The following is a 21,116-nucleotide window of genomic DNA, read 5'->3' as shown; positions in this document are numbered from 1 at the left end:
GAAATCCACAGCAATTCTAAGGGGTGTTAGAATGCGTTTCACGATCAAACTCAAACTGAGCCTGGTGTTCGGTTTCATCGTTCTCCTGACCTGCGCCATGGCAGGTCTTTCGATCTACAATCTCTCGTCGCTGAACAGCGACATCTCGATCATGGTCGCCGGTCCGGTCGCCAACCTGCGCGATTCCGGCGATCTTTCCGATGCCGTGATGCGTTCCATCCGCGCCGAAAAGGACGCGATCATCAATACCGATGCCAGCAAGATCGGCGGCTATGTCGATGAGATCTCGCAGCAGCGTGACCTGATCAAAACGCTCCATGGCCGCCTTTCCGCCTCCGACGATCCGGAGATCAAGACGGCGATGGCGCAGTTCGGCGATCTCTACGGCAAATGGACGGCGCTGCAGGATCATATTGCCGATCTCGCAACGCAGAACACGACGGAAACCAACGCGCAGGCCGGCGTCATCTCGATGGGCGACGGCCAGCAGGTGACGACCCAGCTTCTCGGCATCCTTGCCAAGCTCAACGACACCGTGACCGGCAACGTCGCCGAAACGGATGCCGCCACCAACGACCAGTATGCGCAGTCCCGCAATATGCTTGTCATGATGACGATCGGCCTGATCATCGTCTCGTCGGCGGCTGCCATCTGGATCCTGCTCAATATCTCCCGAGGCCTGAAGCGCGCCGTCAACCTTGCCGATGCCGTCAGCATCGGCGACCTCGAACAGAATATCGAGCACAAGAGCAACGACGAAATCCGTGATCTCGTCGTTTCGATGAGCCGGATGACCGCGAACCTGCGCAATACCGCGACGATTGCCAACCAGATCTCCAACGGCGACCTGATGGTCTCTCCGAAGCCGCTCTCGGAAAAGGATATGCTCGGCATTGCGCTCGAGCAGATGGTCGAGCGCCTGCGCGGCGTCGTCGCCGACGCGATCTCGGCTGCCGAAAATGTTTCGGCCGGCAGCCAGCAGCTTTCGGCAAGTTCTGAGCAGGTGTCGCAGGGCGCCACGGAGCAGGCGGCTTCCGCAGAAGAAGCCTCCGCCGCGATGGAAGAGATGGCAGCCAACATCAAGCAGAACGCCGACAATGCGGCCCAGACCGAGAAGATTGCGCGTCAATCGGCCAAGGATGCGGAAGCCAGTGGGGACGCGGTGACACGCGCCGTGCAGGCAATGCGGACGATCGCCCAGAAGATCGGCATCGTTCAGGAAATCGCTCGCCAGACTGACCTTCTCGCCCTGAATGCCGCTGTCGAAGCCGCTCGTGCGGGTGAGCATGGCAAGGGTTTTGCGGTGGTCGCATCGGAAGTGCGCAAGCTTGCCGAACGCAGCCAGTCGGCGGCAGCCGAAATCAGCGCCATGTCGAGCGATACCGTGACCGCCGCCCAGGAAGCCGGCGACATGCTCGGCCGCCTGGTGCCCGACATCCGCAAGACGGCGGAACTGGTCTCCGAGATCAGCGCCGCCTGCCGCGAACAGGATATCGGTGCCTCGCAGATCAACGAGGCGATCCAGCAGCTCGACAAGGTGACGCAACAGAATGCCGGCGCTTCCGAGCAGATGTCGGCCACCTCCGAGGAACTTGCCTCGCAGGCGGAAGAGCTGCAGACCTCGATCGCCTTCTTCAAGGTCGATATGGCCGGTGGGCCTCGCGAGCGCGCGCCGGCTGCCAGGATGACGGTGCGGAGCCCCGCTCCGGCCGCCATCCGCAAGCCTGCAACCAAGAAACCGGCCGCCAACGCCGTCGCTGCTCAACAGGCGCGGGTGAAAGGTTTCGCTCTCGATCTCTCCATGGGCGGCCCAGATGACGGGGACGCCGAATTCAAGGAAAGTGCATGATCATGGCCACGACATCTCTGGAAGCGCAATTCGTGACCTTCAGCCTGGGCGACGAAATTTTCGCCGTGCCGGTTGAGGTAGTGCGGGAAATCCTCGACTATGCGGAAGCTTTCAAGATTCCGAACGGTCCCGACTATCTGCTCGGCCTGCGCGACGTGCGCGGGCAGGGCGTGCCGACGATCGATCTTCGATTGAAGCTCGGCATGACGAAGACCGTGCCGACGCCGCACACGCGGGTGCTCGTCCTCGACGTGCCGATGGAAAGCCGGCTGCTCACCCTCGGCCTCGTCGCCGACCGCGTCTTCGAGGTCACGCCGTTCCGGCGTGACCAGATCGAGGCGGCGCCCGACATCGGCGTGCGCTGGCGCTCGGATTATATCGCCGGCGTCGTTCGCCGCGAAAACGGCTTCGTCGTCATCATCGATCTTGCACGGCTGCTGTCACGCGAGGATGCCTCGGCACTGCAATCGGCGGCCTGACGCCCAAGTCAAATCTGGAGTACTGCGTTCTATGAGTATGGCAGCGGTGGAAACCCAATTGCCCGGCGACCGGATCAGCAAGCGCAATTTCGACAAGCTTGCCCGGTTCATCTACGATTATAGCGGCATCAAGATGCCGCCGACCAAGCTGACGATGCTCGAAGGGCGGTTGAGGCGCCGTCTTCGCGCGACCAATCATTCGACCTTCGACGATTATTGCGACTTCCTGTTCAATCATGACGGCCTCGCCCAGGAAACCGTCTATCTCATCGACGTGGTGACGACGAACAAGACGGATTTTTTCCGGGAAGCCAAGCATTTCGACTACATGCAGACGGTGGCACTGCCGGCGATCGCCAACAGCGGCGTGCGCACCGTCCGCACCTGGAGCTCGGCCTGCTCGACGGGGGCCGAACCCTACACGATGGCGATGGTGCTGGCGGAATTTGCCGAAAGCCGCAATGACGTCTCCTACAGCGTGCTTGCCACCGATCTTTCCACCGACGTGCTGCAGACGGCGCGCCGGGGCATCTATACGGAAGACATCATCGCGCCTGTGCCGCGAGACCTGCAGCGCAAATACGTGCTGGTCGCCAAACAGCCGGGCCGCAAAGAGGTGCGCATCACACCGAAACTGCGCAGCAGGGTAGGTTTTGCCCGAATGAACCTGATGGACGATAAATACCCGGTCGGCGACTTGATGAACATCATCTTCTGCCGCAACGTGCTGATCTACTTCGACAAGCAAACCCAGGCCGGTGTGCTCAACCGTCTCTGCAATTGCCTGGCGAAGGGCGGCTACATGTTCATCGGCCATTCCGAGTCGATCACCGGCTTCGACCTGCCGTTGAAACAGGTTTCGAATACGGTGTTTCAGCGTATCTAGAGCATTTCCGCTTTTCTCCGAATCGCGAAAATGCACTATCTCTCTGTTTTCACGCAATTCCCGGCAAAAGCGTTTCACGCTTTGCCTGGCAAAACCGTTACACACTTTTGCTGGAATTGCTCTGGAGGCATCCATGCGTAAGAAAATCCGCGTTCTTATCATCGACGATTCCGCCAGCATCCGACAGACGCTGAGCCATGTGCTGGAGCAGGATCCCGATATCGAGATCATGGGGGTCGCATCCGATCCTTTTGTGGCGGCGCGGAAGCTGCAGGAGGAAATCCCCGATGTCATCACGCTCGACGTGGAGATGCCGCGCATGGACGGCATCACCTTCCTTCGCAAGCTGATGTCGCAGCGGCCGATCCCCGTCGTGATGTGCTCGTCGCTGACGGAGGCGGGTTCGGAAACGCTGCTTCAGGCGCTGGAGGCAGGCGCCGTCGATGTCATTCTGAAATCGAAGATCGGAGCCGCCGACAGCCTTGCCGATGACGCCATACGCATTCGCGAAGTCGTCAAGAGCGCTTCATACGCGCGGCTCTCCACCGTGCGCCGCGCCGCCGGAACCATTCGCTCCGCTTCCGCCGAGGGGCCGACCAAGAAGCTGACGGCGGATGCGATGCTGCCGCCGCCGACGGGACGGGCGATGGCAAAGACGACGGAGATGGTCGTCTGCGTCGGCGCCTCCACCGGCGGCACCGAGGCGCTGCGCGAATTCCTGGAAGAACTGCCGGCCAATGCTCCAGGCGTGGTGATCGTCCAGCATATGCCGGAGAAATTCACTGCTGCCTTCGCGAAGCGTTTGAACGGGCTCTGCGAGGTCGAGGTCAAGGAAGCCGCCGACGGTGACCCGGTGCTGCGCGGCCATGTGCTGATCGCTCCCGGCGATAAGCACATGCTGCTCGAACGCCAGGGAGCGCGCTATTATGTGAGCGTGAAGACCGGGCCGCTGGTCTCCCGCCACCGGCCTTCCGTCGATGTGCTCTTCCGTTCGGCGGCGCGTTCGGCCGGCTCGAACGCGATGGGGATCATCATGACCGGCATGGGCGACGACGGCGCGCGCGGCATGCTGGAAATGCACGAGGTCGGGGCCTACACGGTGGCGCAGGACGAAGCGAGTTCCGTCGTTTTCGGCATGCCGAAGGAAGCGATCGCCAAGGGCGGTGTCGACCGTGTCCTGCCGCTCGATCAGATCGCCCGCGAAGTGCTGATGACACAGCAGAAATTCTGAGGCCGACCCCAACGGGCTGGGCAAAGCGAGCGGTTTCCGGCGCCGCAGGGCAGCCATGCGCGCCTCCCCTTGAAATTTCCGTGATTTTGTGGTCTTGAGGCCGCCAATCTTTGCAGCGCTGCCTGTCATGCATGTTCAGGGACATTTCCCGCCCCTGGCAGCGCGCGCCCCATATCAGTCCCAAGGAAAAATGCGCAGATGGCCCGTTCAGCTCTTCTCAATGTCATGGTTCAGGCTGCCCTCAAGGCAGGAAAATCGCTGGGGCGTGATTTCGGCGAAGTGCAGAACCTGCAGGTTTCCGTGAAGGGACCGGGCGATTTCGTTTCCACCGCCGACCGCAAGGCTGAGAAGATCGTCCGGGAGGAGCTGATGAAAGCCCGTCCGACTTACGGCTTCCTCGGCGAGGAAAGCGAAGAGATCAAGGGCACGGACGGCGCGCATCGCTGGATCGTCGACCCGCTCGACGGCACGACGAACTTCCTGCACGGCATTCCGGCTTTCGCAGTCTCGATCGCGCTCGAACGCAACGGCGAGATCGTCGCCGCCGTGGTCTTCAATCCGGCGACCGACGAGCTTTATACCGCCGAGCGCGGCGGCGGCGCCTTCCTCAACGACCGGCGCCTGCGCGTCGCCGCGCGTCGCGCGCTGTCGGATTGCGTCATCGGCTGCGGCGTGCCGGCGCTTGGCAAACGCAACCATGGCAAGTTCCTGGTCGAGCTTCGCCACGTGATGGGCGAAGTGGCCGGCATCCGCCGCCTCGGTTCGCCGACGCTTGATCTCGCCTATGTCGCCGCCGGTCGTTTCGACGGTTTCTGGGAAGCCGAGCTTGCGCCGTGGGACATGGCGGCCGGCATCCTGCTCATCCGCGAAGCCGGCGGTTTTGCCACCGACTGGGACGGCGGAGCGACCATTCTGGAGAGCGGTGCGATCGTCGCCGGCAACGAAGCCATCCACAAGGCGCTGCTCGAGGTCATCAAGCGGCCGATCCCCGCCAAGTGACCGAACGGAAAACCGGCTGTTGTAAAGTCACGGTTTTCGCCCCGGCATACTTCAATTCGGCACAATGTTGATCTAGTCTCCGCCAGCAATGAGTTCGGAGGCTGCTGCACCTATGGAAAATGTGAATGTGGCGGAGATCGGCTCCACCGAAAAGGCGCCCGGTGGTTATGCCTACAGGCTTTCGAGCCCCATGCCCTTCCTCTGGACGATGCTGCTTTTCCTCGTCATCGTCGGTTTCATCGCCGCCATCCTCTTCCGGCAAACGCAGACCGCCTTCATGCATAATCCGGGCCTCAACGGCCTGATCCTCGGCGTTCTCGCGGTCGGAATCATCCTTGTTTTCAATCATGTGCTGGCACTTCGCCCCGAGGTGCGCTGGTTCAATTCGTTCCGCGCCGCCGGCAGCGCCGACAAGGTCAGCCGCAATCCGAAGCTGCTCGCGCCGATGCGGGCGCTGATCGGCAGCCGTAAAACGTCCATGGCGCTGTCGACGACGGCGCTGCGCTCCATCCTCGATTCCGTCGCCAGCCGCCTCGACGAATCGCGCGACGTTTCGCGCTACCTGATCGGCCTCCTGGTCTTCCTCGGCCTGCTCGGCACGTTCTGGGGCCTCATCGGCACCATCGGCTCGATCAGCATCGTCATCCAGTCGCTCGATGCCAGCTCGAACGGCACGGGGGATGTGCTCTCGGCGCTGAAGGAAGGGCTTTCCACGCCGCTTTCGGGCATGGGCCAGGCCTTCTCCTCCTCGCTGCTCGGCCTTTCCGGTTCGCTCATTCTCGGCTTCCTCGACCTGCAGGCCGGCCGCGCGCAGAACCGCTTCTATATGGAGCTGGAAAACTGGCTCTCCTCCGTCACCGATGTCGGCTCCGATCTTGCGCCGGCCCTCGAAGCCGTTTCCGGCGCATCCTCGGAAGACATGCGCGCGCTTTCCGACTATCTGCGCAAGGTCTCCGAAGAGGGCGGCGTCGGTAGCCAGCGCTCGGTCGCCGCCATGGCGAGCCTTGCCGAAGGCATTCAGGGGCTCGTCAAGAACATGCGCAACGAGCAGCAGATGCTGCGCGACTGGATCGAGGCGCAACAGGACGAAGCGAAGGCGATGCGCCGCACGCTCGACCGGCTGGCGGAACGCATCGGTCTGCAGGAGCGCGGGGGCGACAGGACCGAACGCCCGCGCGACCGGGCGAGCCACACAGAGAAGAGCGAGGGCAAATAAGCCATGGCTCTTGCCCGCAACCGCCGCCGCGAACGCACGGTGGATTACTGGCCGGGCTTCGTTGATGCCCTGTCGACGCTGCTCATCTCGATCATGTTCCTGCTGACGGTCTTCGTCGTCGGACAGTTCATTCTCAGCCGCGAAATCACGGGCCGTGACGAGGTGCTGAATCGCCTCAACAGCCAGATCAACGAGCTGACCCAGCTTCTGGCGCTCGAAAAGGGCAGCAACCAGGATCTCCAGGATTCGGTCGCCAACCTGCAGGCATCGCTTTCCAATGCCGAAGGCGAGCGTTCGCGGCTGCAGGCGCTGCTGAACGCCGGTTCGGGCGGCCAGGATGCGGCGCAAAAGCGGATCGGCACGATGACGCAGGAGCTCGACGAGCAGAAGCAGGTGAGCGAACGGGCGCTCAGCCAGGTCGAACTCTTGAACCAGCAGATCGCAGCGCTTCGCAGCCAGATCGCCGCCGTCGAAGCAGCGCTTCAGGCGTCGGAAGAGAAAGACCGGGTCTCGCAGACGAAGATCGCCGATCTCGGCAGCCGCCTCAACGTGGCGCTTGCCGCGCGCGTGCAGGAGCTGAACCGTTACCGCTCCGACTTCTTCGGCCGGCTGCGCGAAATCCTCTCGGACCGCGAGAATATCCGCATCGTCGGTGACCGTTTCGTGTTCCAGTCGGAAGTGCTGTTTCCCTCGGGTAGTGCCGATCTCAATCCGGATGGCCAGACGGAGATGGCAAAGCTTGCCGCAGCCCTTCTCGATCTCGCCAAGGAAATTCCGCCGGAGATCAACTGGGTGCTGCGCGTCGACGGCCACACCGACAATGTGCCGCTTGCCGGAACGGGCCGCTATCGCGACAACTGGGAGCTTTCCTCGGCGCGTGCGATTTCGGTCGTCAAGTTCCTGATCGCGCAGGGCGTGCCGGCTGACCGGCTCGTTGCCGCCGGCTTCGGTGAATTCCAGCCGATTGCACCGGGCGATACGCCGGACGCGCGCGCCACCAACCGCCGTATCGAGCTGAAGCTGACCGAGAAATGATCAGCCTGAGGGCACCCGGCGCGCCTGCTCCAGCCGGCGGGTGAGAAAGTCGCGCACGGCGGGACTGTCGCTGAGGCCGATTGCCGCCATGTAGGCGTCGGTTGCGGCGGTGTCGTCGCCGGCGCTTGCCAGAAGAAAGGCCCGCACTGCCCAGTAAGGCTGATAAGCGGCGATGTCGCGCGGATCGAGCCTGTCGAGTTGCTCCAGGCCCGCGGCCGGACCCAACGCCCTGCCGATCACCGCAGCCTGGCTGACGCGCGCGCCGAGCGCGGGCTTCATTGTCACAAGCGCGGCGTAGAGTGTCGCCAGCGCCTGCCAGTCGGTCGCTCCTGAGAACCGGCGCGCCGCGTGCACGGACTGGATCGCCGCCTGGCACTGGAACGGGCCGAAACGATCGAAACCTCCGGCCTTGCGCAGCAGCGCATCGGCTTCCGCGATCATGATCGCGTTCCAGATCGCCGTATCCTGTTCGTCCAGCGGCACATATCGGCCGCTGTCGTCGCGCCGGGCGCTGCGGCGGGCTTCACAGTGAAGCATCAGCGAGAGGAGACCGATCGCTTCCGGTTCGTCGGGCAAGACGGCGAGAAGCGCGCGGCCGAGCCAGATCGCCTCGCCGGCAAGCGAATGACGCTCCTCCTCGCCGTCGAGGCCGTCCCAGCCGAGGCCATAGGCGGCGTAGATCGCCAAAAGAACGGCGGCAAGCCGACCTGATAGGGCGGGGCGAGGGGGAACGGCGAAGGGAATGCCGGCATCGCGGATCTTCATCTTGGCCCGTACCAGCCGCTGGCTCATCGCTTCCGGTGAAACGACGAAGGCTCGCGCGATGGTCTTCGCCTCGATGCCGAGAACGGTCTGCAGCATCAGCGGGGTATGCACGGAGCTGTCGATGGCGGGATGGGTGCAGGCGAAAAGCAGCTTCAGCCGCTCATCGGGAAAGACGGATTTGTCGGGTTCGTTCATGCGTTCCTCGGCCTCCTCAAAGGCGAGCGATAGCGTCGCTTGCGCGTTGGCCTGGACGGTGCGGTGGCGGGCCGCCTGCATGAGGTTGCGGCGTGCGGCGACCAGCAGCCAGGCTTCCGGATTGCCGGGAACGCCGCGGTCTGGCCAGACACGAAGGGCCGCAGCCAGCGCTTCCGACAATGCGTCTTCCGCCGCCGGCACGTCGCGCGAGCGAGCGGCGAGAAAGGCGATCAGTTTGCCATAGGATTGACGCGCCACCTGTTCGGCAGCGCGTCCGGCATCGGGCGGCATCGTCGTTTCACATCTGCAGGCGCGGGCGTACCTCGACCGAACCCTTGTCGGAGATCGGAACGCGTGTCGCCCATTCGAGCGCGGTATCCATGTCGGGAACTTCGATCAGATAAAAGCCGCCGAGCAGTTCCTTGCCCTCCGGATAGGGGCCGTCCTGAACATCGTGGTCCTCGCCTTTGCGGCGCACGATCGTGCCGGTTTCCGGGCCAGTCAGCCCGGCGCCGCCGGTCATGATCCCTGCCTGGGCAAGCGCCTTGCTATAGGCGATCCAGCCGTCGCGATAGGCAGGGTCGCTGCGCCGAGCAAAATCCTCGGCGCCTTCGCGGATGATGAGGGCATATTGCATGGAAAACTCCTGATCTCGTGTTGGCGTTGATCCGGGCATGCCGATATCGGGGACCGATATCCGAAAGCTGTGAAGCCCGGCGGAGCGGCGAGCCGTTCCGATACAATGAGGCGCGGCCACCGATCGTTTCGACATGGCTTTCAAAAAATATGCGAAAAAGAAAAAATGGCGCCGAAAATCAGGAGCAAGCGGGCCGGGCTCAACGGCACCGGCGCTGCTCAAGGGCGCGAAAGGGCAGGGGTGGCATTGACACCGCCCCTGCCGATCGGATTCAGGATTCGGCCTTCGTCTGATCGACGACTTCGGCACCGGGCGTGTTCTTCTTGATGGATTCAATGGCGCTCATGGCGGACGCCTTCGCCTTGTAGCCCTCGGACGAGAACATGGCTTCGCCGTTCGATGCCTTGAAGCGGAAGCGGAACTCGCCCGCCTTATCCTTATAAACTTCGAATTTATACATGGATGTCTCCCGAAACGCTGAATTGCAACCATCAGCTTAGTGGAGGCTAGATCAAAATGACGAGCTTTTCCACTGCCTTAATTAGAATTCGGTTGCTTAGCGTCCAATTGTCACCATTTCCATTGGGCGCAAGCGAATGCGGGGCCTGTTCTCATGGTGACGGACGATCGGGAAAGTCCGCCGCAGCGGACATCGCGCCGAGACCGAGCGTCGCAGTCAGGCCGAGAACGAGCGCAAGGCCCGCGCGTCGGGTGATATCGGAAAGCGCCATTCCTATCTCCTCCCGAGGATTTCAACAGCAATATCCCACCCAGGGCATAAGGAGCTTAGGGCAGGGCGCGCGAAAGACAACCGCAGGGAGGTGCGGTCAAGGTCAGGCTTTCGTCGTGTCGACGAATAAGCGCTTGCCGGCTATTTGGCGGTAGCGAGCACATCTTCGTTGGCGGCGTCGAATTGCAGACGCGCTAGTCGCGCATAGATGCCGCCCTGGCGGATCAGGCTCTGATGGGTGCCTTCCTCGACGACGCGGCCCTGGTCCATGACGAGGATGCGGTCGGCCTTCAGCACGGTTGCCAGCCGATGGGCGATCACGAGCGTTGTGCGGCCGTCCACCAGGCCGTCGAGCGCCTTCTGCACCAGCGTCTCGCTTTCGGCATCCAGCGCTGAGGTCGCCTCGTCGAGCAACAAGACAGGGGCGTTCTTCAGGATGGCGCGGGCAATGGCGATGCGCTGGCGCTGGCCGCCGGAAAGCGTCACGCCGCGCTCGCCGACCTCGGTTTCATAGCCCTTGTCCAGGCGGGAGACGAATTCGTCGGCCTGGGCGGCAAGCGCTGCGGCGCGGACCTCCTCGCGCGAAGCGCCGGGGCGGCCGAAGGCGATGTTGTCGTGGATCGAGGCGGCAAAGATGGTGACGTCCTGCGGCACGATGGCGATGCGCTGGCGCAGTTCGTCCGGCGTCGTCAGCCGCGCGTCGACCTCGTCGATCTTTACGCTGCCCTGCTGCGGATCGTAGAAACGCAGCAGCAGCGAGAAGACGGTGCTCTTGCCGGCGCCGGAAGGGCCGACGATGGCGACCGTCTCACCCGGCGCGATCGCGAAGCTTAAGCCGTGCAGCGCCGATTTGCCGGGGCGCGAGGGATAGGCGAAATGCACGCCGGAAAATTCGACGCGGCCGCGGCCGGGCGAAGGGAGGGCCTGCGGGTTGGCCGGGGCTGCGATCGGCGAGACCTCGTCGAGAAGCTCGGTCAGGCGGTCGGCAGCGCCCGCTGCCTGGGAGAGTTCGCCCCAGACCTCCGAGAGCGCGCCCAGCGAGCCGGCGGAGATGACGGCATAAAGCAGGAACTGGCCGAGCGTTCCGGCAGAGAGCGTGCCGGCAAGCACGCTGTGCGCGCCAACCCAGAGCACGGCGACGACGCTGCCGAAGATCAGCGTGATGGCGATGCCCGTCAGCAGGGCGCGGGAGCGGATGGCGGCGCGGGCCGCCTCATAGGCGGATTCGACGGCGGCGCCATAACGTGCCGCTGCGGCATCCTCACCGTTGAAGGCCTGTACCGTGCGGGTGGCGGCGACCGTCTCGTTGGCAAAGGCGGAAGCCTCGGCGAGTGTATCCTGGGCGGCGCGGGAACGCTTGCGCACCGAGCGGCCGAAGCCAACAAGCGGGAAGACGATCAGCGGGATCGCGCCGATGACGAGGCTCGAGAGCTTCGGCGAGGTGACGATCATCATGCCCATTGCGCCGAGACAGAGGATGAGGTTCCTGAGCGCCACCGAAGCTGTGGCGCCGACGGCGGATTTGATCTGCGTCGTATCGGCGGTCAGGCGCGAGACGATCTCACCGGACTGGTTGACGTCGAAGAAAGAGGGCGACAGCCGCGTCACATGGGCGAAGACGTCGCGACGAAGATCGGCGACGATGCGCTCGCCGATGGTGATGACGAAATAATAGCGCAGCGCGCTTGCCATCGCGAGGACCACCGCCATGACCATCAGCATGGCGAAGTAGCTGTTGATGAAGCGGCCGTCGGAGTGGGTAAATCCGTGATCGATCATGCGGCGCACGGCGAGCGGCAGCGCCAGCGAGGTGACGGCGGCAAGCGATAGCGAAATCAGCGCGCCCGCCACCATGCCGCGATACCGCATGACATAGGGCGTCAGCCTGCCGAGCGGCCGCAGCGATCGTCTCTTCTTTTCTTCTGCCTGTGCCTGCTCTGCCAAATCGTCTCCGATCGCCTGCAAGACCCGCGCAATGCGGCCTGTAGGCTCTTGTTATCCCGGCGTCCTTCATGTATAGGCACCGCATCCTAATGGGAAGCCGTAGCCATCACGACTGCGGCTTCATTTATTCAATCGGTTCGTTGCCCGCAACTGCATGCGGCAAATTGAACTCCGGTATCGCAGGAAGATTGTTATGAAGGCAGGCATCCATCCCGACTATCACGTGATCAAGGTTGTCATGACCGACGGCACCGAATACGAAACCCGCTCGACCTGGGGTTCGGAAGGCGCTGTCATGAACCTCGAAATCGATTCCAAGTCGCATCCGGCCTGGACCGGCGGCAACCAGCAGCTCATGGATCGCGGTGGCCGCGTCTCCAAGTTCAACAAGCGTTTCGGCGGCCTCGGCCTCTAATCGCTTCTGCTCGACGGAATTTGAAAAGAGCCCGGTTTTGCCGGGCTTTTTGCGTTTGTGGGATGCCAGCGGTCACAGGTAAACAAAAAACCGGCTGCGCGGAGCGCAGCCGGTTTCATGTGGAATTCTCTAAATCCGGATCAGTTGTTGCCGAAGGCGGTCTGCAGCAGGGAAAGCTGGGCCTGGACGCTGTTCTGGTTGTCGTGGACGATCACAGCTTCAGACGGGCGGTAGATTTCGCGGTCCAGCAGGGCGATACGGTTCTGCAGGCGCAGCGAACGCTCGACGAGGTCACGGAAGGATTCCGGCAGGTCGCCCCAGCCGGGTGCGGCGCGGTCGACGTTGAAGCCGTCGAGGCGAACCTTGTTCTTCTCCGCCAGGACCTGGTCGCGGGACATTTCGCCGTTGTTGACTGCGCGCTGCAGCAGCAGCCAGGAGGCCATCTGCATGAGGCGGGTGGTGAGGCGCATGGATTCCGCTGCGTAGAGGACCGAGGCCATCCGCGGCAAAACCTTGGAGGCGGTGCGGCCCTGGCCGTCGAGATAGGCTGCGGTCTCTTCGACCAGTGACATGCCTTCCGCGTAAAGCGCCTTGAACTGCGAGGATGCAGCCGCGCGGCCCGCAAAACTGATCGTGTTCAATCCAACTTCCGACATCGCAATAGTCCCTGTTGCACGCAGCTACTTAATGGTCAGGTAACGCCGGCGCCGACGGAAAAGTTTCCAAGCCCGGTCTTTATGACTTTAAGATGGTATCATTAGCGCAAATGCGCAAGCCGTTTCTTAAGAAAGGGTTAATCTCCACAGTTTCGTGGAAGTGTGCCGGCTGCAAGTAAAAAGAAGAGCCGCAAAAGCGGCTCTCAAGGTAAAACAGGGAGAAAAATCAGACCAATTCACCGCATGGAAAACTGTCTGAGATCCAGAAAAGATCCGGATGAGTACAGTAATACCTTATAAAGCTTAATATTTTATTAACATTGTGCCGGATTAAGACTTGAGGCCGCCTCATTTTCTCGCCTAGACTCTTGTTTTTTAGGGATTTCGGCGATTACGAGCGGAAGAAGCTCTCAGCCGCCTGCCGTCCGGAGGCCTTGCGGGTGGCCTCGGCTTCGAGGCGAGCGATCTCCGCCTTCAGCAATTCCACCCGCGCTTTCAGCTCGTCCACCGAAAGCATGGAGAGATCGGCGCCGATCTCATGGACGGCCTTCTTCTGCGGCCGGTCGTCATCGATGAAGCTCATGGTTCGTCCTCCGTTGCTGCCCAGGGCATCGTACTTCCCAAAATCGATTCCGATTTTAGGGCCGATGCGCTAGAGCGGTTCAGCTTTTCATGGAAGCGTAAAATCGCTCTCACGTCTTGTTTTACGCAACTCCCGGCAAAAGCGCTTCGTGCTTTGCCTTGTAAAACCGCTTCGCAGTTTTCCTGGAATTGCTCAGCCGAACTTTACGGCAGGATCACCGCTTTCGGGAGACTTCGCGGTTTCAGCAGATTTGCCGGTGCCGCGGTCGGCAAGCGACATGCTCTGCGGCGTCAGCATCTGCGAGGTGCCGGTCGGGATCGTCGTGTAGGCATCGCGGTCGCCGACCGGAACGGCGGCGCGGATGCGGCTTCTGATGATGGCGTAACCGGTGATCAGCACATGGGCGACGGCGGTGACGAGGAAGAGCGCATGTGGGCTGATCATCGACATGACGGGGCCGCCGATCGTCGGGCCGATGACCGTGCCGATGCCATAGAGCAGCAACAGGCCTCCGGAGACCTTGACGAAATCCTCTGAGGTCGCGAAGTCGTTCGCATGGGCGACGGCGATCGGATAGAGCGTGTTCGCCACTGCGCCATAGAGGATGACGAGGCCGATCAGGAAGGTGGGTGAGGTCGGGTGGAGCAGGAAGATCAGCAGTCCGGCAACGGCGGCGATCGCCGACATGGCGGCGAGCACGTAGCGCCGGTCGATACGATCGGAAAGCCGGCCGGCCGGCAGCTGCATCACCGCGCCAGCGAAGATGGTGGCGCTCATCATGATGGCGATGCTGGCGTCGGAGAGGCCCGCGCCGGCGCCGAAGACGGCGCCGAGCGTACCGTAAGCGCCGTTGGCGATGCCGACGAGCAGAATGCCGAGGCAGGAAACCGGCGAGTTGCGGTAGAGCGCCGGCAGGTCGAGGCGGACCGCCTTCAGCGGCTGTGGTGATGCAGCGGTCGACAGCGTCGTCGGCAGCATGGCGATGCAGTAGAAGATGCCGCAGATCATGAAGAGCACCGGCGTGCGCACGTCTTCCAGCGGGATCATCATCTGGCCGCCGACGACGCCGAGCAGGGTGATGCCGATATAGAGCGAGAAGATCGCGCCACGGCTCTCGTTGCTGGCGCGTTCGTTCAGCCAGCTTTCGATGATCATCGAGGTTCCGGCTGTAGAGAAGCCGGTGACGGCGCGCAGCACCACCCACCAGAACGGATCGATAATGATGCCGCTGACCAGCGCGATGATGGCGATGATCGAGATGAAGCCGGAAAAGGCTCTGATATGGCCGACACGGCGCACCAGCTTCGGCGCCACCAGGCAGCCGATGACGAAGCCCCCGGCCCATGAGGTGCCGAGCAGGCCGAGCGTCGTGGTTGCGTAACCTTCGAGATTGCCCCGCACCGGAAGCAGGATGCCCTGCAGGCCGTTGCCCATGAAAAGGAAGAGCGTGCCAAAGAGCAGCGCGGCGACGGACAGCAGATTTCTCTTCATTTCCCCAGACTCGGTCTCAGCGATTTAAAAATGGACATAAGGCAAGACCTGCGTCTGCCTAGCCTCAAGATGATTGATTGTGCCCCGGAATGTCTTTACGGCGTGTCGAGATCCCTTGTTCGCGCGGAAAAATGTCCGTCCTGTGACATTCCGAAAAACGGAAAAAATAAAGCATGACAAAGCTGATAGCCTTGCTGCTCATCCTTGCCATGGCGATACAGGTGATCAAGCCGCTCGGGCTTCCCGGCCTGAGACGACGCATGGATTTCTGGAGGATCGCGCTGATCGCTTTCGGTATCTGGGCGGTGGCACTGCTTTCGCGCGATTTCCTGATGTAGACGGACCGCGTCGCCCCGATCCGCGAGTTCAGTCCTGAAGCAAGATTTCTCCGCGCATGACGGGAACGCAGCTGCCGGAGATGACGACGTCGGTGACGATGCCGGCGGATTTCGCAACATCGAGGGCGATGACGCTGCGGCGGCCCATTTCCACACCCTGTTCGATCGTGATGCGGATATTCATATCGGCGTCCGGCGCCAGCGAGACGAGATAGGCGGCAAGTGCGGCCGAAGCGCTGCCGGTCGCCGGGTCCTCAGGCACGTTATCGAGCGGCGCGAACATGCGGGCGCGGATATGCCACGGGTCTTCGGAGGCTCTGACATAGAGGAAGAGCGAGAAGTCGTGGCCGCTCGTCGCCTGGCGGCCGGCTGCCGCGTGGAAGCCGGCAAGGTTCGGGCGGGCGGCGGCCAGCGCTTCAAGCCCGTTCAATTCGGCGATGGCGAAGTTGAGGCCGACGGAAGCAAAGACCGGGGCGTGGGTGGTCGTGACAATGACGCCCGGATCGAGTGTTACGCAGCGGGCGATGGTTTCTTCGGCGATGGCATCGCCGATCGTCAGCGGCTGCGGCGCGCGGATCGCTGCTGCCGTAACCCTTCCGCCGCTGCGTTTCAGGCTGATTTCGACAATGCCGGCCTTTTCCTCGAAGCGCAGCCCGTCGCCGACCGGCTTGCCGAAGATCTCCGCCCGCTGGCCGAGCACATAGGCGGTGCCGACATTCGGATGGCCGGCGAAGGGTATTTCCATCGTCGGGGTGAAGATGCGCACACGGGCCGAATTCTCGGGATCATCCGGCGGCAGGACGAAGGTGACTTCGGAATAGTTGAACTCGGTGGCGATCTTCTGCATCGCCGCATCGGTGAGGCCGCGCGCATCGGAGATGACGGCAAGCGGATTGCCCTCGAAACGCGTGGACGTGAAGACATCGACGGTGACGTAGGAGATGGTGTGCATAGCGGCTCCTGTTGCAGCGGGCCGTTATGAATAATCACGATTTTTCGCGGGACGAAGCGGTTTCTTGTCGCCGAGACAATGAGAGAAACAGAAAGGGCAGGACGCTGCAGTTGCCGCGTCCTGCCCAAATCTCAAGTGGGAAAGATCAGGCGGCCTTTTCCAAGTCTTTTTTCCAGCTGCCCTTGGCGGCGAGGCTGTTCATCTCGGCGCGGTGGGTGAATTCGCGCTGGCCTGCGGCAACGTTTTCCTGCTTGCCGTTCCAGGCCTTGAGCGCGCTGTCCTGCAGGGCGCGGCCGTAGGAGAAGGTGACGAGCCAGGGTAGATCGGCCGTGGAATTGATGGCGGAAAGGTGCGCCGTCGCTTCTTCGGTCGTCTGGCCGCCAGAGAGGAAGGCAATGCCCGGGACGGCTGACGGAACCGTGCGCTTCAGCACCTGCACGGTGCGTTCGGCGACTTCGGCGACCGAGGCCTTGCGGGCATTCTTGCCGTCAATGACCATATTCGGCTTCAGGATCATGCCCTCGAGGCTGACGCGGGCATCGGCCAGTTCCTCGAAAACGATGCGCAGCGTGGATTCGGTCACCTCAGCGCAACGGTCGATATTATGGTCGCCCGGTTTGCCGTCCATCAGGCATTCCGGCTCGACGATCGGAACGATCTTGGCTTCCTGGCAGAGAGCCGCATAGCGGGCGAGCGCCTGAGCATTGGCCCGGACCGAACCGCGGGTCGGCAGCGTCGACGAGATGGCAATGACGCCGCGCCACTTGGCGAAGCGGGCGCCGGCTTCGTAATATCGGGCAAGGCGCTCGCCGAGGCCATCGAGGCCTTCGGTGATGGTTTCGTTGGGATATTTGGCCATCGGCTTGGCGCCGGTATCGACCTTGATGCCGGGGATGGAGCCGGCGGCGCGGATGATGTCGACGAAGGGCGTGCCGTCGGCGGCCTTCTGGAAGAGTGTCTCTTCATAGAGGATGACGCCGGAGATGTATTTCTTCATCGCTTCGTCGGAGCGGAAGAGCATTTCCCGGTAGTCGCGACGGCTGGTTTCGGTCGATTCGAGATTGATCGTGTCGAAACGCTTCTTGATGGTGGAGGTCGATTCATCAGCCGCAAGCAGTCCCCGGCCGCCTGCAACCATCTGCACTGCAATGTCTTCCAGTCGTTCGCTCATCTCGTTCTCTCCACAGCATTAAACATCGGCAGTTTAAGGATATAGGACGGCGATAACAGAAGTTTATAGAGAGGAAAATGGAAGGCTAAGTCATTGAAACGATTGAAATCAATTCAATCGTTTGAAAAGATGGGATTTTTTCCGCGCTCTGAGCAAAAGACCGCGGAAAGCTCCTCGCCACCCGCGGTCTATCCACATGTAAAACCTGTCAAATCGGGTTTGGGTTATTTGCCGGCGTTCAGCACCGCGACGCCGGGGAGTTCCTTGCCTTCCATCCATTCGAGGAAGGCGCCGCCGGCGGTCGAGACATAGGAAAAATCGTCGGTGACGCCGGCATGGTTGAGCGCCGAGACGGTGTCGCCGCCGCCGGCAACGGAGGTCAGCTTGCCGGCCACGGTGCGCTCGGCGGCATATTTTGCGGCGGCGACCGTTGCAGCATCGAAGGGCTCGATCTCGAAAGCGCCGAGCGGGCCGTTCCACACCAGCGTCGAGGCACGCTCGATCCAGGCCTTGATGGCCTCGACGGATTTCGGGCCGACGTCGAGCACCATGGCATCGGCGGGAATGGCGTTGATGTCGACGATCTCATTGGCCGCACCGGCCTTGAACTCGCGGGCGACGACGCCGTCTTCCGGCAGGATGATGGCGCAGCCGGCGGTCGCGGCCTCGATCATGATCTGCTTGGCGGTTTCGGCGAGGTCATGCTCGCAGAGCGACTTGCCGACATTGGTGCCGCGGGCGGCGATGAAAGTATTGGCCATGCCGCCGCCGATGACGAGCGCATCGACCTTTTTCACGAGGTTCATCAGGAGGTCGATCTTGGTGGAAACCTTGGCGCCGCCGACGATTGCAACGACCGGGCGGGCCGGATCGCCAAGACCCTTTTCCAGTGCCTCCAGTTCGGCCTGCATGGTGCGGCCGGCATGGGCCGGAAGGTGGTGAGCGAGGCCTTCCGTCGAGGCATGGGCGCGGTGGGCGGCGGAGAAGGCGTCGTTGACATAGATATCCCCGTTGGCGGCAAGCGCCTTGATGAAGTCTGCGTCGTTCTTTTCCTCGCCCTTGTGGAAGCGGGTGTTTTCCAGAAGCAGAATATCGCCATCATTCATCGCCGCGACGGCGGAGGCGGCGGCCTCGCCGATGCAATCGCCGGCCGTCAGCACGGCGTGATCGAGCACTTCCTCGACGGAAGGGGCGATCAGCGACAGCGAGAGATCAGGCGACGGGCCGTCCTTCGGCCGGCCGAAATGGGCAAGCAGGATGACCTTGGCGCCCTTATTGGACAATTCGAGGATCGTCGGCGCCACACGCTCGATGCGCGTCGTATCGGTGACCTTGCCGTCCTTGACCGGGACGTTGAGGTCGACACGGACGAGAACGCGCTTGCCGCTGATGTCAGTGAGATCGTCGAGGGTCTTGAAAGAAGGCATGGGGAGGATCCAGTCTTGGTTGGCGGAAATCGCGCCGACCATAGCAAGGATCATCCGAGACGCAAGGCGCTCAATGGCCGTTTTCGCGTGTGGCTTCGTCGCGTCCGGCCGGCGCTTTCTCAGCGCTTTCAGAGGCGGCGGCTTCGCGGTTCCTGCGTCCTTTCAGCCGGCCGCGGATGCGCTGGATGATGTCCTTGAGATTGATGAAGATCGGCAGCGTGATTGCCGGCTCGACCGCTTCCAGCGACATGCCTACGGAGGTGACGTGATCGTGCTCGTCGAGGTCGCGGACGATGAGAATGATCGAGCCGAGGCGGACGCGGTCGGCATAATCGGCCTTGCCGCCGAGGCGCTGCCGCATCAATTCGGCGATCGTCAGACCCTTTTCCGACTCGTTGAGAAGCCCTGGGCCATAGGCGGCGTCGAGGTCGGCGGCGGGCCGGGCGGGGGAGAGCGCGAAGGCTCCGAAGAATTCGGCATCGTCCTCATCCACCGGCGCGCGGCTGGCAAAGAGCCGGTCGAGCAGGCGGGAATAGCTCGGCACGATGAAGAGATAGACGAGATCGTTCTCACGAAGCCGCCCGGCATATTGATAGCGCATCGACTTGCCGTCGCGAATGACAAGCGAGGGCGTGGCCCAGCGCGGAATGCGCTCGCCGCGCAGGACTGGGCTGTCCTTGATGACGCGGTAGGAGAGCAGTTCATGGTTGGCGGCACCCGGCAGGTCGACCTCGACCTTGTCGACGGCGCCGATGCGGGGCGGAATGATCAGGCCGAGCTTCTTGGCGACCGGCTTGATCGTCCAGCCTTGGACGAGCAGAGAGACCAGCACGATGATGAAGGCGGTATTGAAATAGATCTGGCCATTTTCCAACTTGCCGAGGATCGGCATGATCGCAAGCAGGATGGAGACGGCGCCGCGCAGGCCGACCCAGGCGACGAAGCCGATCTCCTGCTGCGTGTAATCGAAGGGAAGCAGCGACAGCCAGACCGCCAATGGGCGGGCAACGAAGATCAGGAAGAGGGCCAGCAGGATGGCAGGCACGATGATGACGGGAAATTGCGAGGGCGTCGCCAGCAGGCCGAGCACCAGGAACATGATGATCTGCGCCAGCCAGGTCATGCCGTCCTGGAAACGCTTGATGGTGCCGATCGCCTGCATCTTGCGGTTTCCGGCATAGATGCCGGCGACATAGACGGCAAGGAAGCCGCTGCCGCCGACCGCGCCGGTGAACGAGAAGACGAGGAGGGCGAGCGCCAGCACGAAGATCGGCGTCAGGCCGCGCTCGGTATCGAGCTTGCTGACGATCAGCACGATCATCATGCCGCCGAGCAGGCCGAGAATGACGCCGAGGCCCATCTGCTGCACGAACATCGCCAGCATGCCGATATTGATGCCGGCGTAACGCTCGCCGCTCGCCAGCACCTCGACGAGCGCGATGGTGAGGAAGATCGCCATCGGGTCGTTGGTGCCGGATTCGACTTCCAGGGTCGAGCGTACCTTGTCGCGGATATTGATGCCGCCGATGCGCAGCAGGAAGAAGACGGCGGCGGCATCGGTCGATGCGACGATCGAGCCGAGCAGCAGGCCTTCGAGCCAGGTGAAGTTCAAAAGCCACATGGCTGCGACGGCAAAGAGCGAGGCGGTGATCAGCACGCCGACCGAGGCGAGCGCGAGCGAGGGCACGGCTGCGAGCCGGAAGGCCTGCATCGGCGTGCCGAAGCCGGAATCGAACAGGATGACGGCAAGCGCAATGGAGCCGAGAATATAGGCGAGGTAATTGTTGCTGAACTCGATGCCGAGGCCATCGACGCCGGCGGCAAGGCCGATCATCAGGAAAAGCAGCAACAAGGGGGCGCCGAAGCGGAAAGCGAGCAGGCTCGAAAAAGCGGCAAGAAGCACGAGCGCCGTCGAGACCAGCACCACGATATAGAACGCTTCCATGCCCACCCCTTTCCATCGACTGCTTCGCGGATACGGCCATCCCCGGCCGATCCGCCCTCTCAACCCCTCCGCCAAACGCGACGATCCATCAGTAAACGGCAAAAAGGCAGAGAAGGGTAGGCCTTGCGGCTTAACCTCGTCTCGTGCTGCATCATGCTGCTGAACGGCTGCC

At 62.4% G+C, this 21,116-nt stretch carries 20 protein-coding genes; 9 read left to right on the top strand and 11 right to left on the bottom strand.

The features are described 5' to 3' along the window. The first annotated feature begins 31 nt into the window (after positions 1 to 31). The 7 genes from EFB14_RS16250 (at position 32) to EFB14_RS16215 (ending at position 7,695) form a co-directional block, all read left to right on the top strand. On the top strand, positions 32 to 1,849 hold the full coding sequence (locus EFB14_RS16250) for a methyl-accepting chemotaxis protein (RefSeq protein ID WP_126827021.1): 1,818 nt from the start codon (positions 32 to 34) through the stop codon (positions 1,847 to 1,849). Then, positions 1,846 to 2,328 (top strand): chemotaxis protein CheW, encoded by a 483-nt coding sequence (locus EFB14_RS16245; RefSeq protein WP_008533121.1) that lies wholly within the window; start codon positions 1,846 to 1,848, stop codon positions 2,326 to 2,328. Before EFB14_RS16250 ends, EFB14_RS16245 begins: the two co-directional genes overlap by 4 nt. 31 nt (positions 2,329 to 2,359) lie before the next feature. Continuing rightward, the gene (locus EFB14_RS16240) at positions 2,360 to 3,214 is read left to right on the top strand and encodes a CheR family methyltransferase (protein ID WP_126827018.1); all 855 of its coding nucleotides are present in this window, start codon (positions 2,360 to 2,362) and stop codon (positions 3,212 to 3,214) included. A gap of 133 nt (positions 3,215 to 3,347) precedes the next feature. Further along, positions 3,348 to 4,445: a protein-glutamate methylesterase/protein-glutamine glutaminase gene (locus EFB14_RS16235; RefSeq protein ID WP_126827016.1), complete on the top strand. Its 1,098-nt coding sequence runs from the start codon at positions 3,348 to 3,350 to the stop codon at positions 4,443 to 4,445. Between the two features lie 198 nt (positions 4,446 to 4,643). Next, complete coding sequence (locus tag EFB14_RS16225) at positions 4,644 to 5,444, top strand: inositol monophosphatase family protein (RefSeq protein ID WP_126827013.1); 801 nt, start codon at positions 4,644 to 4,646, stop codon at positions 5,442 to 5,444. 112 nt (positions 5,445 to 5,556) lie between these two features. After that, the gene (locus EFB14_RS16220) at positions 5,557 to 6,660 is read left to right on the top strand and encodes a MotA/TolQ/ExbB proton channel family protein (RefSeq protein ID WP_126827010.1); all 1,104 of its coding nucleotides are present in this window, start codon (positions 5,557 to 5,559) and stop codon (positions 6,658 to 6,660) included. Between the two features lie 3 nt (positions 6,661 to 6,663). Continuing rightward, positions 6,664 to 7,695, top strand: coding sequence for a peptidoglycan -binding protein (locus EFB14_RS16215; RefSeq protein ID WP_126827008.1), 1,032 nt, complete (start codon positions 6,664 to 6,666; stop codon positions 7,693 to 7,695). Here EFB14_RS16215 and EFB14_RS16210 read toward each other — a convergent pair whose 3' ends face one another. The 4 genes from EFB14_RS16210 to EFB14_RS16195 all read right to left on the bottom strand — a co-directional run bounded on the left by EFB14_RS16210 (position 7,696) and on the right by EFB14_RS16195 (position 11,966). Next, on the bottom strand, positions 7,696 to 8,946 hold the full coding sequence (locus EFB14_RS16210) for an RNA polymerase sigma factor (protein WP_126827005.1): 1,251 nt from the start codon (positions 8,944 to 8,946) through the stop codon (positions 7,696 to 7,698). It abuts the gene before it with no gap. A 7-nt stretch (positions 8,947 to 8,953) separates the two neighbouring features. Next, on the bottom strand, positions 8,954 to 9,292 hold the full coding sequence (locus EFB14_RS16205) for a YciI family protein (RefSeq protein ID WP_126827002.1): 339 nt from the start codon (positions 9,290 to 9,292) through the stop codon (positions 8,954 to 8,956). Between the two features lie 271 nt (positions 9,293 to 9,563). Further along, positions 9,564 to 9,752 carry a YegP family protein gene (locus EFB14_RS16200; protein WP_027683183.1) on the bottom strand — a complete coding sequence of 63 codons (189 nt, stop codon included), beginning with the start codon at positions 9,750 to 9,752 and terminating at the stop codon, positions 9,564 to 9,566. Positions 9,753 to 10,163: 411 nt separating this feature from the next. After that, positions 10,164 to 11,966: an ABC transporter transmembrane domain-containing protein gene (locus EFB14_RS16195; RefSeq protein ID WP_126826998.1), complete on the bottom strand. Its 1,803-nt coding sequence runs from the start codon at positions 11,964 to 11,966 to the stop codon at positions 10,164 to 10,166. Between the two features lie 193 nt (positions 11,967 to 12,159). On the opposite strand from EFB14_RS16195, the gene rpmE reads away from it, so the two are divergent. After that, positions 12,160 to 12,381, top strand: a complete 222-nt coding sequence (gene rpmE / locus EFB14_RS16190) for a 50S ribosomal protein L31 (protein WP_008533100.1) — start codon at positions 12,160 to 12,162, stop codon at positions 12,379 to 12,381. A 140-nt stretch (positions 12,382 to 12,521) separates the two neighbouring features. On the opposite strand, the gene rcdA is transcribed toward rpmE, so the two are convergent. The 3 genes from rcdA to EFB14_RS16175 form a co-directional block, all read right to left on the bottom strand. Next, the gene (gene rcdA / locus EFB14_RS16185) at positions 12,522 to 13,037 is read right to left on the bottom strand and encodes a protease adaptor protein RcdA (RefSeq protein WP_126826995.1); all 516 of its coding nucleotides are present in this window, start codon (positions 13,035 to 13,037) and stop codon (positions 12,522 to 12,524) included. Positions 13,038 to 13,428: 391 nt separating this feature from the next. Then, positions 13,429 to 13,620: a DUF1192 domain-containing protein gene (locus EFB14_RS16180; RefSeq protein ID WP_008533098.1), complete on the bottom strand. Its 192-nt coding sequence runs from the start codon at positions 13,618 to 13,620 to the stop codon at positions 13,429 to 13,431. 192 nt (positions 13,621 to 13,812) lie between these two features. Then, entirely contained in the window at positions 13,813 to 15,111 is a 1,299-nt protein-coding gene (locus EFB14_RS16175) for an MFS transporter (protein ID WP_126826992.1), read from the bottom strand. A gap of 173 nt (positions 15,112 to 15,284) precedes the next feature. Between EFB14_RS16175 and EFB14_RS32930 the strand changes: the two genes are divergently transcribed. After that, complete coding sequence (locus tag EFB14_RS32930; protein WP_164737540.1) at positions 15,285 to 15,449, top strand: hypothetical protein; 165 nt, start codon at positions 15,285 to 15,287, stop codon at positions 15,447 to 15,449. Positions 15,450 to 15,477: 28 nt separating this feature from the next. On the opposite strand, the gene EFB14_RS16170 is transcribed toward EFB14_RS32930, so the two are convergent. The 4 genes from EFB14_RS16170 to EFB14_RS16155 all read right to left on the bottom strand — a co-directional run bounded on the left by EFB14_RS16170 (position 15,478) and on the right by EFB14_RS16155 (position 20,944). After that, a complete protein-coding gene (locus EFB14_RS16170) occupies positions 15,478 to 16,401 on the bottom strand; it encodes a PhzF family phenazine biosynthesis protein (RefSeq protein WP_126826989.1) in 924 nt (307 codons plus the stop codon). Positions 16,402 to 16,546: 145 nt separating this feature from the next. After that, on the bottom strand, positions 16,547 to 17,572 hold the full coding sequence (locus EFB14_RS16165) for a class I fructose-bisphosphate aldolase (protein WP_125847068.1): 1,026 nt from the start codon (positions 17,570 to 17,572) through the stop codon (positions 16,547 to 16,549). A gap of 224 nt (positions 17,573 to 17,796) precedes the next feature. Further along, the gene (locus EFB14_RS16160; RefSeq protein ID WP_183604864.1) at positions 17,797 to 18,999 is read right to left on the bottom strand and encodes a phosphoglycerate kinase; all 1,203 of its coding nucleotides are present in this window, start codon (positions 18,997 to 18,999) and stop codon (positions 17,797 to 17,799) included. A gap of 70 nt (positions 19,000 to 19,069) precedes the next feature. Continuing rightward, on the bottom strand, positions 19,070 to 20,944 hold the full coding sequence (locus tag EFB14_RS16155) for a potassium/proton antiporter (protein WP_126826983.1): 1,875 nt from the start codon (positions 20,942 to 20,944) through the stop codon (positions 19,070 to 19,072). Positions 20,945 to 21,116 lie beyond the last annotated feature (172 nt).

The sequence above is a fragment of the Rhizobium fabae genome, assembly GCF_003985135.1.
Taxonomy (GTDB): domain Bacteria; phylum Pseudomonadota; class Alphaproteobacteria; order Rhizobiales; family Rhizobiaceae; genus Rhizobium; species Rhizobium pisi.
Note: the sequence above shows the minus strand (reverse complement) of the source record. Positions and strands in the feature narration are given on the sequence as shown.

Coding starts and splice junctions, on each gene's coding strand:
- EFB14_RS16205 (WP_126827002.1), bottom strand. CDS start 9,292: ATGCAATATGCCCTCATCATCCGCGAAGGCGCCGAGGATTTTGCTCGG.
- EFB14_RS16240 (WP_126827018.1), top strand. CDS start 2,360: ATGAGTATGGCAGCGGTGGAAACCCAATTGCCCGGCGACCGGATCAGC.
- EFB14_RS16225 (WP_126827013.1), top strand. CDS start 4,644: ATGGCCCGTTCAGCTCTTCTCAATGTCATGGTTCAGGCTGCCCTCAAG.
- rpmE (WP_008533100.1), top strand. CDS start 12,160: ATGAAGGCAGGCATCCATCCCGACTATCACGTGATCAAGGTTGTCATG.
- EFB14_RS16250 (WP_126827021.1), top strand. CDS start 32: ATGCGTTTCACGATCAAACTCAAACTGAGCCTGGTGTTCGGTTTCATC.
- EFB14_RS16235 (WP_126827016.1), top strand. CDS start 3,348: ATGCGTAAGAAAATCCGCGTTCTTATCATCGACGATTCCGCCAGCATC.
- EFB14_RS16165 (WP_125847068.1), bottom strand. CDS start 17,572: ATGAGCGAACGACTGGAAGACATTGCAGTGCAGATGGTTGCAGGCGGC.
- rcdA (WP_126826995.1), bottom strand. CDS start 13,037: ATGTCGGAAGTTGGATTGAACACGATCAGTTTTGCGGGCCGCGCGGCT.
- EFB14_RS16245 (WP_008533121.1), top strand. CDS start 1,846: ATGATCATGGCCACGACATCTCTGGAAGCGCAATTCGTGACCTTCAGC.
- EFB14_RS16180 (WP_008533098.1), bottom strand. CDS start 13,620: ATGAGCTTCATCGATGACGACCGGCCGCAGAAGAAGGCCGTCCATGAG.
- EFB14_RS16155 (WP_126826983.1), bottom strand. CDS start 20,944: ATGGAAGCGTTCTATATCGTGGTGCTGGTCTCGACGGCGCTCGTGCTT.
- EFB14_RS16175 (WP_126826992.1), bottom strand. CDS start 15,111: ATGAAGAGAAATCTGCTGTCCGTCGCCGCGCTGCTCTTTGGCACGCTC.
- EFB14_RS16215 (WP_126827008.1), top strand. CDS start 6,664: ATGGCTCTTGCCCGCAACCGCCGCCGCGAACGCACGGTGGATTACTGG.
- EFB14_RS16200 (WP_027683183.1), bottom strand. CDS start 9,752: ATGTATAAATTCGAAGTTTATAAGGATAAGGCGGGCGAGTTCCGCTTC.
- EFB14_RS32930 (WP_164737540.1), top strand. CDS start 15,285: ATGACAAAGCTGATAGCCTTGCTGCTCATCCTTGCCATGGCGATACAG.
- EFB14_RS16220 (WP_126827010.1), top strand. CDS start 5,557: ATGGAAAATGTGAATGTGGCGGAGATCGGCTCCACCGAAAAGGCGCCC.
- EFB14_RS16210 (WP_126827005.1), bottom strand. CDS start 8,946: ATGCCGCCCGATGCCGGACGCGCTGCCGAACAGGTGGCGCGTCAATCC.
- EFB14_RS16170 (WP_126826989.1), bottom strand. CDS start 16,401: ATGCACACCATCTCCTACGTCACCGTCGATGTCTTCACGTCCACGCGT.
- EFB14_RS16160 (WP_183604864.1), bottom strand. CDS start 18,999: ATGCCTTCTTTCAAGACCCTCGACGATCTCACTGACATCAGCGGCAAG.